Annotated in this window: 11 protein-coding genes; 4 read left to right on the top strand and 7 right to left on the bottom strand. The window is 72.5% G+C overall.

Translation table 11 applies throughout. The annotated features are described in order from the left end of the window. The first annotated feature begins 199 nt into the window (after positions 1–199). Positions 200–1498 carry a DUF6986 family protein gene (locus IF17_RS0134975; protein ID WP_030575085.1) on the top strand — a complete coding sequence of 433 codons (1299 nt, stop codon included), beginning with the start codon at positions 200–202 and terminating at the stop codon, positions 1496–1498. Positions 1499–1504: 6 nt separating this feature from the next. Here IF17_RS0134975 and IF17_RS0134970 read toward each other — a convergent pair whose 3' ends face one another. Continuing rightward, on the bottom strand, positions 1505–2374 hold the full coding sequence (locus tag IF17_RS0134970; protein ID WP_030575083.1) for an NHL repeat-containing protein: 870 nt from the start codon (positions 2372–2374) through the stop codon (positions 1505–1507). 402 nt (positions 2375–2776) lie between these two features. Further along, entirely contained in the window at positions 2777–3325 is a 549-nt protein-coding gene (locus tag IF17_RS0134965) for a CGNR zinc finger domain-containing protein (RefSeq protein WP_030575081.1), read from the bottom strand. Between the two features lie 93 nt (positions 3326–3418). Here IF17_RS0134965 and IF17_RS0134960 point away from each other — a divergent pair, with 93 nt between their 5' ends. Then, positions 3419–4243 (top strand): alpha/beta fold hydrolase, encoded by an 825-nt coding sequence (locus tag IF17_RS0134960; protein WP_030575077.1) that lies wholly within the window; start codon positions 3419–3421, stop codon positions 4241–4243. Between the two features lie 16 nt (positions 4244–4259). Here IF17_RS0134960 and IF17_RS0134955 read toward each other — a convergent pair whose 3' ends face one another. Continuing rightward, on the bottom strand, positions 4260–5288 hold the full coding sequence (locus tag IF17_RS0134955; protein ID WP_030575075.1) for a LacI family DNA-binding transcriptional regulator: 1029 nt from the start codon (positions 5286–5288) through the stop codon (positions 4260–4262). Positions 5289–5528: 240 nt separating this feature from the next. Between IF17_RS0134955 and IF17_RS0134950 the strand changes: the two genes are divergently transcribed. Then, entirely contained in the window at positions 5529–6458 is a 930-nt protein-coding gene (locus IF17_RS0134950) for an ROK family protein (protein WP_030575073.1), read from the top strand. Between the two features lie 71 nt (positions 6459–6529). On the opposite strand, the gene IF17_RS1000000139135 is transcribed toward IF17_RS0134950, so the two are convergent. The 3 genes from IF17_RS1000000139135 to IF17_RS0134935 all read right to left on the bottom strand — a co-directional run bounded on the left by IF17_RS1000000139135 (position 6530) and on the right by IF17_RS0134935 (position 10308). Beyond that, positions 6530–6733: a hypothetical protein gene (locus IF17_RS1000000139135; protein WP_143660243.1), complete on the bottom strand. Its 204-nt coding sequence runs from the start codon at positions 6731–6733 to the stop codon at positions 6530–6532. Between the two features lie 822 nt (positions 6734–7555). Beyond that, positions 7556–9721, bottom strand: coding sequence for an MMPL family transporter (locus IF17_RS0134940; RefSeq protein ID WP_030575071.1), 2166 nt, complete (start codon positions 9719–9721; stop codon positions 7556–7558). A gap of 38 nt (positions 9722–9759) precedes the next feature. Then, positions 9760–10308 carry a TetR/AcrR family transcriptional regulator gene (locus tag IF17_RS0134935; RefSeq protein ID WP_030575069.1) on the bottom strand — a complete coding sequence of 183 codons (549 nt, stop codon included), beginning with the start codon at positions 10306–10308 and terminating at the stop codon, positions 9760–9762. 743 nt (positions 10309–11051) lie between these two features. Here IF17_RS0134935 and IF17_RS0134920 point away from each other — a divergent pair. Continuing rightward, positions 11052–12515, top strand: coding sequence for an alpha/beta hydrolase family protein (locus tag IF17_RS0134920; protein ID WP_209437798.1), 1464 nt, complete (start codon positions 11052–11054; stop codon positions 12513–12515). A gap of 73 nt (positions 12516–12588) precedes the next feature. Here the strand turns inward: IF17_RS0134920 and IF17_RS0134915 are convergent, their stop codons facing one another. Further along, positions 12589–13473, bottom strand: coding sequence for a glycoside hydrolase family 19 protein (locus tag IF17_RS0134915; protein ID WP_280518097.1), 885 nt, complete (start codon positions 13471–13473; stop codon positions 12589–12591). Positions 13474–13568: the final 95 nt, after the last annotated feature.

Below are 13568 nucleotides of genomic sequence, written 5' to 3'. Positions count from 1 at the left end.
CCCAGCTCACCGAAGAGATCAACACCCGCAAGGGCTGAACCCCCTGAGCGACATGACTCTGGGCCGCACGGTGCACCCCACCGCGCGGCCCAGCGCCGTTCCAGGCGACCATTGACGCAGATCCAGCGGCCTTATAACTTCACTATACGGATTGTTGATTCCGGGAAGCGGAAACAGTGAGAGCGTGGAGGGTACGGTCATGGGTCAGCAGGAGAAGGTGGCAACGAGCCTCGCCGGCACGGTCAGCGAGGAGATCAGCGCCTCCCTCACGGCGGTCGACGCGGAGCTCGCCCGCCGCTACCCAGGAGACCCCGGCACCCGCCAGCCCGTGCACACCGTCTACGTACCCGGTGATGTCTTCGAGCCCGGCACCCTCCGCTCCTGGGGTGACCAGGCGCTGGCCGCCCTCGACGAACACGCCCCCGACGCCGCCTCCTTCGCCGCCGTCCTCGGCATCCCCGAGGAGCTCGCGGGCCCCGTCCACGACCGCGTACGCGCCAAGCTGGAGCGCGAGCCGGTCGAGGACCTCCGCATCGACTTCGAGGACGGCTACGGCCCCCGCCCGGAAGCCGAGGAGGACGAGGCCGCCGCCCGCGCCGCGCGCCTGGTCTCCGAGGCGTACGCGAACGCCACAGCGGCCCCGTACATGGGTATCCGGATGAAGTGCATGGAGGGCGGCGTACGCGACCGCGGCATCCGCACCACCGACGTCTTCCTCACCGGGCTGATGGCGGCGGGCGGGCTCCCCGAAGGCCTCGTGCTGACCCTGCCGAAGGTGACGTACCCCGAGCAGGTCGCCGCCTTCGTCCAGCTCCTCGAAGCCTTCGAGAAGGCCCACGGCCTCGACGCCGGGCGCATCGGCTTCGAGATCCAGATCGAGACCAGCCAGTCCATCCTCGCCGCCGACGGGACCGCCGCCGTCGCCCGCATGATCGACGCGGCCCAGGGCCGGGCGACCGGGCTGCACTACGGCACCTTCGACTACAGCGCCTGCGTCGGCGTCAGCGCCGCCTACCAGGCCAGCGACCACCCGGCCGCCGACCACGCGAAGGCCGTCATGCAGGTCGCCGCCGCGGGCACCGGCGTACGGGTCTCCGACGGCTCGACCAACGTCCTGCCCGTCGGCCCCACCGCCCAGGTCCACGAGGCCTGGCGGCTGCACTACGGCCTCACGCGCCGCGCTCTGGCCCGCGCGTACTACCAGGGCTGGGACATGCACCCTGGGCACCTGCCGACGCGTTACGCGGCCGTGTACACCTTCTACCGCGAGGGACTGGAGCCCGCCGCCGCCCGGCTCGCCGCGTACGTCGCCAAGGCCGGTGGTGACGTCATGGACGAGCCCGCCACCGCCAAGGCCCTCAGCGGCTACCTGCTGCGCGGCATCGACTGCGGCGCGCTCGACACCGCCGAGGTCGCCCGGCTGACCGGCCTGACCCGCGCCGACCTGGACGCGTTCGCCTCGCCGCGCCGGGGCGACCTGACGGTCACCGCTCCGTAGAACCCCTCAGTAGGCGTCGCGCCCCGGCTGCGGTACGGCCAGTCCGGCCGGGGCGTGCAGGCCCGCGACGGGCAGGGTCCGCTGGCCACCGCGCATCGGCAGCTTCACCACCCGGTCGTTGTTGAAGCCCGCGACGTACAGCGTGCTCTCCGGGTCGAAGGCGAGACCGTACGGGGAGTTGAGCCCGGTCACCGGAGCGGTCCGCTGCGGTCCCCCGCCTGCCGGCAGAACCACCACACGGTCGTTCCCGCTGTCGGAGACGAACAGATCCCCGTGCCGGTCGAAGGCGAGTCCGGTCGGCTGGGAGAGGCCGCTGGTGGGCACGGTCGTCTGCGGACCGCCGTCGGCCGGGATCCGCACCACGCGGTCGTTGACGAAGTCCGCGATGAACAGGTTCCCCGCGCCGTCCAGCGCCAGCCCGTTGGGGTGGAGCAGTCCGGTGGTGGGGACGGTGACCTGCCCGCTCCCGTCGGCGGGGATCTTCACCACGCGGTCGTTGAAGCTGTCGGAGATGTAGAGCGTCCCGGCCGTGTCCAGCGCCAGACCGATCGGCCGGGAGAGATCGGTGGTCGGGACGACGGTCTGCGGGCCGCCGTCCCCGGGCACCCGTACGACCCTGTTGTTGCCGGTGTCGGCGATGTAGAGGTCGCCCGAGGCGTCGAGCACCATCCCGGTCGGACGGGTCAGGCCGGTCGCCGCGACCGTGGTCGGCTCGCCGCCGCCCGGCGGCACGCGCAGCACGTCGTTGTCGGCGTAGTCGGAGACGTACAGGGGCGCCGCACCGCGCACCGGCGGGTGTCCGTCCGCCGCCCCGTCCGTCGTCCTCCCGGTCGCCGAGGCGAGCGGGGCCGCGCACAGCAGCATCACCGCCGCCATCGCCGCGGACCGCCACCGCAGACGTCTCCTCCCCGGCTCGGCGGGACCACGGGGCGCGGTGACGGCTGTTGGCGTATGAGTCGTGGGTACGCACCTGTTCTGGACGCCCTGCCCGTTGCCGTACCGGCCCCGGGAGGGGAGAGGGACGGCGCAATCGCGGTCCGCGCTCCACCGGGGGCGGGGCGGGCGGAACGCGTGACGCCACGGTGGCGACGGCCCCTTCCATCCGGACCGGCCGCCCGGCGAACGAGCTAGCCGGAACGTGCCGTGGTGCCGTACGGGCCCGGGGCCGTCAGCGGCCGACGTCAGGAACCGCCCCCGCCGATCCGGTGGCACCACGCCCCGAGGCGCTCACCGGCCACCCCAACAGCCCCGGGCACGGGTCGCACGGCCCCGGGCCCCTCAGGTGTCCTTGCGGGCGGCAGCGCCCGTACGGGCGCGGTAGGCCCGCATCTTGTGCCGGGCGCCGCACACGTCCATGTCGCACCACAGCCCGTTCGACGACGGCGCCCGGTCGTAGAAGACCCAGCGGCACTCCGGCGCCGCGCAGGCCTTGAGCCGGGTCGCGTGACGCCCGGTCAGGCCGTCCCGCAGCAGGGCTTCGAGCACCGTTCGTACGATGTCCGCCACCGGCCCGTCACCGGCCGGGCGCAGGGCGAAGGTGCCGTCGGGGCGGACCACCGGGGCGCCCGCCACGGAGCGGATCAGCCGGTTGAGGGCGTCGAGCCTCACGGGCGAGGACCGCTCGACGAGGAACGCCCGCACGGTCTCCCGGGCCTCCGCGAGCGCCGCCAGCTCGGCCGGGGAGACCGCTTCCGGATAGCCGTGCGCCCGCAGCCACCCGCCCGCCGTCTCCGGCCGGGCGAGCTCGTCCTCGCCCTGGAGAAGGGTCGCCGTGTTGCAGAACGCCTCGACCGGTTCGAGCTCCGCGGGTGCCGGGTTCCGTCGCATGGTCCTCACTTTACCAACGTTACCGTCAAGCGGGACGCTCTGGTAACGTCGAAAGTCCGGCAGGGTTCTGCACCCGACTTCAGGAGGCGTGTCATGAACGGCGATCTGACCAGGACATTCGAGACTCCGGACGGGACGGTCCGGTGGGACGTGCTGGGGGAGGGCGACCCGGTCGTCCTGCTCCACGGCACTCCGTTCTCGTCCCGCATCTGGCGCGAGATCGCCCCCGCGCTCGCCCAGGACCACCAGGTCTACCTCTTCGACCTGCTCGGCTTCGGGCAGTCGGAGCAGCGTGAGGGGCAGGATCTCCGTCTGGCCGCGCACACCCGGGTGTTCACCGGGCTCCTGGACCACTGGGGGCTGGAGAGCCCGAGGGTGATCGCCCACGACATCGGCGGGGCCGTGGCGCTGCGGGCGCTGCTGCTGGAGGGGGCCCGGTACGCCGACCTCACCCTGGTGGACGCGGTGGGCTGCGGCGACTGGGGAACCGGGCTGTTCCGGCTCGTACGGGAGAACGCGCACCTTTTCGAGCAGCTGCCGGTCTACGCGCACGAGGCCCTGGCCGAGAGCCACTTGCGGTTCGCGAGCCACTCCGGCTACCGGCCGGACGTCCTGGCCGCCCATCTCGACCCGTGGCGCGGTGAAGAGGGCAGGGCGGCGTACTACCGCCAGTACCGGCAGCTGGAGCAGGCCGCCACCGACGAGTTCCAGCACCTGCTGGGGTCCGTGCCGGTGCCGACCCGGATCATCTGGGGGCGCCAGGACGGGTTCCTGCCGCCGCCCTTCGCCGAGCAGCTGCACGCGCTGATCCCGCACTCCGAGCTGCACTGGGTGGAGGGAGCGGGCCACGCGACCCCCGAGGACGCGCCCGCACGGCTCCTGGCGCTGCTGACGCGGGAGTTCCGCGCGGAGGTTTGACCGGGACCGGGTGGAATCAGGCGGGCGGCAGTTCGCCCGAGCCGCGCGGGATCAGCGTGGTCGGCAGCTCCACCCGCGCCGGGGCGTGGTCGGCGCCGTCGAGCCGGCGGAAGAGGTGCTCGGCGGCGGTCCTGCCGACGGCCGCCGCGTCCTGCGAGATGACGGTGATGCCGAGCAGGTCCGCCAGCTCGATGTCGTCGAACCCGACCAGGGCCACCGGCCGTTCCCGCTCCGCGATCACCCGGACCGCCGTCACCGTCACCCGGTTGTTCCCCGCGAAGAGCGCGGTGACCGGCTCGGGCCCGCCGAGCATCGCCTCGGCCGCCGCCCGGACCCGGCCCGGGTCGGTGGTGCCGAGCGAGACCCAGCCGTCCTCCACGGTGATCCCCGCGTCCGTCATGGCCGCGTGGTAGCCGCGCAGGCGCTCGGTGGCGGTGTGGATCCGGGGCTGGTCGCCGATGAACCCGATCCTGCGGTGGCCGTGCGCGATCAGGTGGGCCACGCCCTCCCGGGAGCCGCCGAAGCTGTCGGAGAGCACCATGTCCGCGTCGACCCGGCCCGCCGGGCGGTCCACGAAGACCGTGGCGATGCCCGCCTTGATCTCGGGCTCCAGATACCGGTGGTCGTCGCCCGCCGGGATCACGATGAGGCCGTCCACCCGGCGGGCGCACAGGGCCAGCACGAGCTCCTGCTCCCGCTCGGGGTCCTCGGCGCTGGAGCCGTTGATGAGCAGGGCCCCGTGCGCGCGGGCGACCTCCTCCACGGCGCGGCTCAGCGGGCCGTAGAAGGGGTCTGCCAGATCCTCCAGGACCAGGCCGATCGAGGCCGTACGCCCCTTGCGCAGCACCCGGGCGCTGTCGTTGCGGCGGAAGCCCAGCGCGTCGATCGCCTCCTGCACGCGGCGCTCGGTGTCGGGCGTGACGCCGGGCTCGCTGTTCACCACCCGGGAGACCGTCTTGAGGCCCACTCCGGCGCGGGCTGCCACGTCCTTCATGGTCGGCCGGTTGCCGTAGCGGGTCTCGGAGTGACGGGTGGTCCGGTCCACGGTGCGCTGTCCTGTCGTCGTAAACGGGCGGGGTGAGCGGGCGGGGGAGAGCAGTGACGTCGGCGATTCGGGCGGCATACGGGCACCTCCGGACGGCCCGCGGAGCCTGCTGCGGAGACGAACGGAGGCTGTGGCGTCGAGCATAGGCCCTGGACAACGTTGTCAACGCAATGGAGACTGTGCAGACTATTGACTGAACCCGCAGGTCCCGCCCTTCACTCATCCGGAGAAGCCACACCGATGCATACCGACCTCGTCGCCGCGCTCGACATCGGCGGCACCAAGATCGCCGGCGCGCTGGTCGACGGCGGTGGGAACCTCCTCGTACGGGCGCAGCGGCCGACGCCCGCCCGGGAGGGTGCCGAGGCGGTGATGGGCGCCGTGGACGAGGTGCTCGGCGAGCTGACGGCCTCTCCGCTGTGGGAGCGCGCGGGCTCCGCCGGGATCGGCAGCGCGGGGCCGGTCGACGCGGCCGCGGGCACGGTCAGCCCGGTCAACGTCCCCGGCTGGCGCGACTTCCCGCTGGTGGAGCGGGTGCAGAAGACGATCGGCGGGCTGCCGGTCGCGCTGGTCGGCGACGGGGTCGCGATGACGGCGGCCGAGCACTGGCTGGGGGCGGCGCGCGGCTACGACAACGCGCTCTGCCTCGTCGTGTCGACGGGCGTCGGCGGTGGCCTGGTCCTCGGCGGCACGCTGCACCCGGGCCCCTCCGGCAACGCGGGCCATATCGGCCACATCAGCGTCGACCTGGACGGCGACCTGTGCCCCTGCGGTGCGCGCGGCTGCGTCGAGCGCATCGCCAGCGGCCCGAACATCGCCCGCCGCGCCCTGGACGGCGGCTGGCTCCCCGGCCCGGACGGCGACACCACGGCCGCCGCGGTGGCCGCCGCCGCGCGCGCCGGGGATCCGGTCGCCCTCGCCTCGTACGAGCGGGCGGCCCAGGCGCTCGCGGCCGGGATCGCGGCCACCGCCACCCTGGTCGAGATCGACATCGCGGTGATCGGCGGGGGAGTGGCGGGCGCCGGCGAGGTGCTCTTCGCGCCGCTGCGCCGCAGCCTGCGCGACTACGCCACGCTCTCGTTCGTCCGCGGGCTCACCGTCGCGCCCGCCGTGATGGGCACCGACGCGGGGCTGGTGGGCGCGGCGGCCGCGGCGATCGCACTCCGCTAGAGCCTGTCCACGGCCTTCGGCGGGTGCCCGGTTCGTCAGGCCGGGCACCCGCCGAAGGCCGTGACATCCTCTCAGCGCCCCGCGTCCGCCGTCTGCTGCGGGACGACCACGAGGAAGACGTCCTGGTCCAGGTTCATCACGACCTCCGCCGCCAGGCCCTCCCCGCGGCGCGCGGCCGCGAACTCCTCGGCCGCCCAGCTGCCGCGAGGATCTCCTGCCGGAAACTGTTCGAGAATTGTCCGCCGCACGGCGCACCCCCAGTTGTCCTGTGCCACCGGCCCACGCCGTCGGCCTGGCTAATACCTGCTCAACGAGCAAGGCCCGTCATGGATACGGCTGCCCCCGAACCCGGCTTCGTACCGCCTGCTCCTCCGAAACGTCCCGGATCTCCGCATCCCGGCAACGCCGTCGCCGGCGTGGGGTTTCCGCGGCAGGGTGTTGCGGGCAGGCCACAGGGGGCTACGAAGAGGGGGAACCGTGATCGTCTGGATCGACGGTCGGCTCGACAAAGAGCCTGCTCGGCGGCCTGCCTGCTGAGGTCCGCTCAGAACCCCGGCCTCCTGCTCTTCACCACCGCATCTTTCAGGCGGCTGCGTCTCGGCCCACCCGGAAGCTTTGACCGTCGCCGCCCGGTCGTGCAGCCCCTGGCTGAGCGAGACGATCACGCCCCCAGTCAGCGGTCAGTCAGTGCCTCCGGGCTCGGCCCCCCCCGGATCATGGTGAGCAGGTGGCTCCGACCGTGAGGGTCCGAGCCAGTCCCCTGCGCGAGGTCGGGTTGCCGGGCGCTACCCGGCTGGAAGGGCGGCACGTGTCCGCTCTTCGCGCCGACCGAGTTTCCGAGGTGCCCGGGGACTGCGGCGTCTTGGAAACGCCTGTACCGAACCGGGGGAGGTGTCGCCATGGGCCACTGCCCGGGCGAGCGGCAGGCCTGGGATGGCTGCCGCCGGACAACGTGAAAGGGGGCTCGTCGGCCTGCGGCGAGCCGCCTTTCCTTGTGTCGCCCGGCGGTGTCGGTGTCTACGCGAAGGGCCCTTCCTCAGCGGCACGCAGGTCACACCCGACCGCCGTGGTTCCCAGCGGGGCCCGCTGGCCCCCTCTCAGGACTTCACGAGCTCTGTTTCCGGTCGCTGCTCGGGAATCGCCCGGTTGAGCCGCTCGCCCTCGATGTCCAGGTCGGGCAGGACCCGGTCGACAGTGCGGGGCAGCCACCAGGCGGCGCGGCCCAGAAGGTGCATGACCGCGGGCACCAAGGCCATGCGGACGACGAAGGCGTCGATGAGAACGCCGATGGCGAGAGCGAATCCGATGGACTTGATCACGGGGTCGTGCATGAACACGAATCCGCCGAAGACTGCGGTCATGATGATCGCCGCCGCGGTGACCACCCGGGCGTTGTGGCCGACGCCGCTGATGACGGCCTGGCGCGCCTCGGTTCCGTGGACGAAGTCCTCCCGCATCCGCGAGACGAGGAAGACCTCGTAGTCCATGGCCAGACCGAAGAGGATCCCGATCAGCAGGATGGGCAGGAAACTCACCAGCGGGCCAGGGGTGTCGAGGCCGACCAGCTGCGACAGATGCCCTTCCTGGAAGATCGCGACGGTGATACCGAAGGTGGCACCGATGGTGAGCAGGAAGCCCAGGGCGGCCTTCAGCGGTACCAGGACCGACCGGAAGACGAGCATCAGCAGCAGGACCGACAGCCCCACGACGAGCAGCAGATAGACCGGCAGGGCGGCGGCAAGCTTCTCCGACACGTCGATGCCGACCGCAGTCACCCCGGTCAGCGCGATGTCGGCGCCCTGAACGCCCGCCACCCGGTCGCGGATCGCATGCACGGTGTCCTCGGTCGCGGCGGCGGTGGGCCCCGTCTTGGGAATCACAGCCAGCAGGGCGGTCGTGCCCCGCTCATTGAGCTGCGGGGCGGCGACGGCCAGGACGCCGTCGGTGTCCGAGATCAGCGCGGTGGCCTCCTTGGCCGCCTGTGCGGTCGCCTGTGCGTCGACAGCCGAGACGACGGCGACGAGGCGACCGTTGAAGCCCTCGCCGAACCCCTCGGTCGTCAGGTCGTAGGCCTCACGGTTGGGTGAACCGGCCGCTTCGGTGCTCGCGTCGGGCAGTGCCAGACGCATGTCCTGTACGGGGAGGGCGAGTGCGCCGAGGCCCACGACGCCCACCAGCAGCACGGGGACGCGCAACCGTGCCACGATCCGGCCCCAGCGGAAGCCGAAGGCCGTCCCCGTGCCGGCGGACGAGGGCGCGCGGTCCTGCGTGCGCCGCGCGCGGGGCAGGACACGGACGCCCGCGAATCCGAGGACGGCCGGCAGCAGCGTCAGGGAGACCAGCACCGCGAGGGCGACCGTGGCGGCTGCGGCGAGACCCATGACCGTCAGGAAGGGGACACCGGCGACGGCGAGTCCCGCGAGCGCGATGACGACCGTGGCACCGGCGAAGACGACGGCGGAACCTGCCGTACCGGCGGCCCGCCCGGCGGCCTCCTCCCCGTCCATACCGTCCGCGAGGTACTGCCGGTAGCGGGAGGTGATGAAGAGCGCGTAGTCGATGCCCACGGCCAGGCCCAGCATGAGCGCCAGAATGGGCGCCGTGCTGGTCAGTTCGACGATGCTGCTGAGGGAGAAGAGGCCGGCCATGCCTGCGGCCACCCCGACGAGGGCATTGAGCAGCGTCATCCCGGCCGCCACGAGCGAGCCGAACGTGAGGACCAGCACGAGCGCCGCGACACCGACACCGATGATCTCGGTCGAGCCGATCTCGGGGGCGCCCCGCATGATCTCGCCCCCGTGTTCCACCCGGAGCCCCTCGGCGGACGCGCCTGCCTCGGTGAACGACTCCCGCTGCGCGTCGGTGACGCTGTCGGCCACCGAGTCGAACTGCACCTGGACCAGGGCGTAACGTCCGTCCGGCGAGAGCGCCCGGGCCTGGAACGGGTCGATGGCCGCGAGGACACCGGGCACCTCGGCCGCTTCCGCGACCACCGGGGCCACGGCGGCGGGAGTGAGCTTCTCACCCTCGGGTGCGGCCACGATGATCGTGCCTGTCGCACCGCCCGCCTGCGGGAACTCCCGGGCGAGCGAGTCCAGGGCCTGCTGGGACTCGGTCCCGGGTATGGAGAACTCGGTGGTGGCGGGCGCGCTGAAGGCGATCGCGCCGCCACCGAGCAGCGCGAGCAGCAGCAGCCACAGGGCGAGTACCCGCCCTCGACGGCGGAAGGACAGCCGGCCGAGCCGGTACAGGAGAACAGCCATGCGAAGCGGCGCCTTTCTCTTCGGTTGCACAGCCTGTCTCAGCTGTGAGGATGCCCGAGGGTTCTGCGTGCCCCTCGGATCAGTTCGTCGCGCATCACGTCGGGTGGGACGTCGACGCCGCCGGCGACCGCCACCGCCACCCCGCCGATCACCATGCGGGCCGAGACGAGTGCGCCGGGCTCCCGCGAGCGGCCCGCCAGCGCGTCGGCGAGCCGGTCGACGGCAGGAGGGATGACCGCCAGAGCGGGATGTCCGAGCATCTGCGGCAGCTCCGCGAAGATGATTTTGAGTTCCAGGTGGAACTGCATCGCGAGGCCGACGTATCCCGTCACGGCCGGTTCCACCGCGCGCGAGCCTTCCAGAGCGTCCAGTTGGCCGTTGAGGGCGGAGAGCCCCTCGGCGGGCGGCGTCAGCAGTTCGGTGAGGATCGCTTCCTTCTCGGCGAAGTGGTAGAGCAGGGAGGCCTTCGAGCACGGCACCTCGGCCGCGATGTCCTGCAACGAAGCCCCCTTGAAGCCGTGGTGGGCGAACAGGCGCAGGGCGGCATCGAGAATGTGACGACGCATCTCGGAACGCGGACGAGGCATGCGTCATGGTAGCTGACCGATCGGTCAGGGTCGGGCGAGGTCATGCCCTTGTGGCCGATGAGTGGGATGCGCCGTTCAGTCGCGGTTCGCGGGCGCGTAGCCGAACTGGCGCTCGGTGAGGTAGCCGAGGTGGTGGGTGGGGTCCAGGGCGGTTCCGGTGAGCATCCGTTCGGTGAGGTCGCCCAGGGGAGGACGGAGAACCTCTGTACCGACTCGGTGAAGGTGTAGGCGGTGAGGAACCCCATGCCGAGGAAGACCGTCACCAGGTCGGTCAGTCTCTCGTGGTCGACATCGAGATCCTGGACACGGTCCTCGCCGAGCAGACGGACATGACCGAGCTCGTGGGCGATGATGCCGTGAGCACAGCCGGTTGCCCGGCCTCGCGGAGGTCCGGCCCGATCACGGCGTGACCATCGGCCTTGTGGTACCTGCCGACCGCCCGGTGCCGGGCGTCACGGCCCGCTCCGGGGTGCGGCGGCGCCGGCCGCGCCAGATCCGTGCCCATCGGGATGGTGTCCGGCTCATCCTCGGTGCCCCCGCCCCCAGGTGGCTACGGCTGCTCCGATTCCAGGAGCCCGGAGGGTTCTTGGGCGGGCCGTGTGAGGGGGACCATGGCGGGGTGACGCCGGTCGACGTATACCCGTACAGGCTGATCCTTCGCACCTCCGTATGCGTCTCAGGTCGCACCGGACCGCGACGTCAGGCCGATGCGGCGGGATGCCGGCCGCCCGGACGATGAGCTCATGCCCTCAACGATCACCGGTCTCCCGCTGTCCTGCCCGGAAGCCCTCACCGTGTTCGGCGCCATCACCCTCGTACTGGCCCGCTGGCTTCCCGACCGCCTCCGCGGCCCGGCCGCGCTTGCCTCCGGCGCCCTGCTCGTGGGGTCGGTGACCGTCCTCGTCGTCGGGGGGCTGCGATGGCAGATGGTTCCGGTGGTGGCCGCGGCGGCCGCCGCGGCGCCGTTCGCGCTCGTACCCATGGTCCGGCGGCGTACCGGGCGCACTCCGTGGCGTGCCCGGTGGTGGCTGGCCCTGCCGGGTTCGGCGGTGTGCGCCGCCCTGATCGCGTCGGGCCCGGTCTCCGCGTGGGCCCTGCCCGTACCCGAGTTCCCCGAGCCCTCAGGACGTTTTCCGGTCGGCACCCAGGTCCTGGAGTTCTCCACGCGCCCCGAAGGAGACGGCCGGGACGATGAGGGGCGCACGCTGGTGACGCAGCTCTGGTATCCCGCCGGGCGGAGCGCCCCGGACGCGCCGCGGATGCCGTACCTCGGGCGTACCGGGGCCGAGTCGCGCACGGTGTCCTCGGCGCTGGCCGGCTACGCGGGGGTCCCCGGCTTCCTGCTCGACGGTCTGCCGCACGCCCGGAGCCACGCGGTGCCCGGCGCGCCCGCCGCCCGGGAGGGCGGACGCTTCCCGGTGGTGCTGTTCTCCCCCGGACTGGGCGGAGTGCGTACGCAGAACACCGCCTGGGCGGAGGAACTGGCTAGCCACGGCTACGTGGTGGCCGCGGTCGACCACCCTTACGACTCCGCTGCCGTGGTCCTCGCGGACGGCCGGACGGTGCGTACGCGGGTCTCCGCGACCGGCGACCCGGAGGAGGACGCGGCACGGGCGGAGGGCTGGACACGCACCCGCGCCGCGGACCTGCGCACCGTGCTCACCAGGCTGACGCGCATGGACCGGGGGGAGGCCGACGGAGCCCTGGCCGGACGCCTCGACACCGGCCGGGTGGCGGTGACCGGTCACTCCATCGGGGGCGCGGCCGCTCTGCACGCGGCCCGCCGGGACCGCCGGTTCGACGCGGTCATCGACCTGGACGGCTTCCCGCACGGCCCCACCGGGGGGCACCTCGGGCAACCGGTATTGGCGCTGACCCAGGAGATCGGCCCCGGGACCGACCCGGACTACCTGCCGCGGCTCACCCGCGTGCTGGAGCTCGGCGCCGCGACCAACTACCGGCTGACTGTGCCCGGCACCACGCATCTCACCTTCACGGACGCCCCGCTGTACCTGCCGCCGGTACCCGCAGTGGTCGGTTCCCTGGGCCGCACGGAGGGCCACCGCATCACCTCCGCCGCCTCGCTCTCGTTCCTCGACGCCACGCTCCGGGGAGCCCCGACCGACCTGCCCACCGCCCTCGCGGCCCACGGGGAGGTGACGGTCCACCGGCCGAAGCCGCACGCCGTCCCCCGGGGAACTCACTGATTGTCGGCATACCGCTGTGCCGGCAGGTCGTCGGAGCGTGCGCCTTCGCCCAGGGGCGGAGCGGCCTCCGGATTCAGCAGGTGAGCCCGGACCCCGGTGCCACGTCGAGGATGCCGGTGATGCGTTCGTACCTCTGCACGCGCGCGGCCACGGACGGCGGGTTGCCGCCGTCGCACTCCAGGGCTCCGTTGAGCGAACGGATCGTCTCACCGAACCCGGCGCCGCCGACCATCGCCTCGTGCGAGGTCATGGTGCCGGGGCCGTTCTGGGTGTTCCAGTACCAGAGCGCGGTCCGCCAGGCGACGGACGGATCCCGCTCGACCAGCCAGGGATCGTTCAGCAGGTCGAGTCCGAGGGCGTCCCCGGCGGCCTTGTAGTTGAAGTTCCAGCTGAACATGATCGGGCCCCGCCCGTAGTACGCCTCCCGCCCCGCCGGGCAGCCGAAGGGCTGGGTGTCGTCGCACTTGCGCCAGTAGTTGGCCTCGTTGATCTCCTTGACGTACTTCAGCCCCACCGACTCGAAGTCGGCGTGGGTCAGGAAGGCGGCCGCCTCCCTGGCCCGGGTCTGCGGCGTCCCGGTGTTGGCGAAGCGCGGGTAGGCGTGCAGCGCGTCGATCAGGCCCTGGTAGGTGTAGAAGGGGTGGCGGTCCGGGAAGATCTCGTCGAACCGCTCCGGGCTGATGACGAAGTCGGAGACCCCTCCGGTGCAGGCGCCCCGGTCGGACCAGGCGGACCCGGCACCCGGATTCTCGTTGCGTGACCACCACTTCGCGGTCCAATTGCGTCCGTGGTGCGAAACGGTGTCCCCGGCGCGGTAGTCGACCGAGGCGCTGTGGAGCGGGGCGCACGGCTCGGCGCCGGGTGAGGCGGCCGACGCGGCGGGGGTCGCTGTCAAGAAGCCGGCGGCGAGCGCGGCCAGGGCCGCCGGTACGGTCAGGAACCTCTTGATGCGGTGCAGGGCTGCTCACTCCTTCGGCGCGGCGCACCGGGGAGTTCTCCGTACCTGTCCGTCCCGTGCCGACGGTGTTCATCGCCCGTGCACGTGAACTCGGG

Source organism: Streptomyces cyaneofuscatus (assembly GCF_000718135.1).
GTDB classification, from domain to species: Bacteria; Actinomycetota; Actinomycetes; order Streptomycetales; family Streptomycetaceae; genus Streptomyces; species Streptomyces cyaneofuscatus.
The sequence above is the reverse complement of the archived record's forward strand: the minus strand, read 5'-3'. Positions and strand labels throughout refer to the sequence as shown.

Coding starts and splice junctions, on each gene's coding strand:
- IF17_RS0134970 (WP_030575083.1), bottom strand. CDS start 2,374: ATGGCGGCGGTGATGCTGCTGTGCGCGGCCCCGCTCGCCTCGGCGACC.
- IF17_RS0134950 (WP_030575073.1), top strand. CDS start 5,529: ATGCATACCGACCTCGTCGCCGCGCTCGACATCGGCGGCACCAAGATC.
- IF17_RS0134975 (WP_030575085.1), top strand. CDS start 200: ATGGGTCAGCAGGAGAAGGTGGCAACGAGCCTCGCCGGCACGGTCAGC.
- IF17_RS0134965 (WP_030575081.1), bottom strand. CDS start 3,325: ATGCGACGGAACCCGGCACCCGCGGAGCTCGAACCGGTCGAGGCGTTC.
- IF17_RS0134935 (WP_030575069.1), bottom strand. CDS start 10,308: ATGCCTCGTCCGCGTTCCGAGATGCGTCGTCACATTCTCGATGCCGCC.
- IF17_RS0134940 (WP_030575071.1), bottom strand. CDS start 9,721: ATGGCTGTTCTCCTGTACCGGCTCGGCCGGCTGTCCTTCCGCCGTCGA.
- IF17_RS0134920 (WP_209437798.1), top strand. CDS start 11,052: ATGCCCTCAACGATCACCGGTCTCCCGCTGTCCTGCCCGGAAGCCCTC.
- IF17_RS0134960 (WP_030575077.1), top strand. CDS start 3,419: ATGAACGGCGATCTGACCAGGACATTCGAGACTCCGGACGGGACGGTC.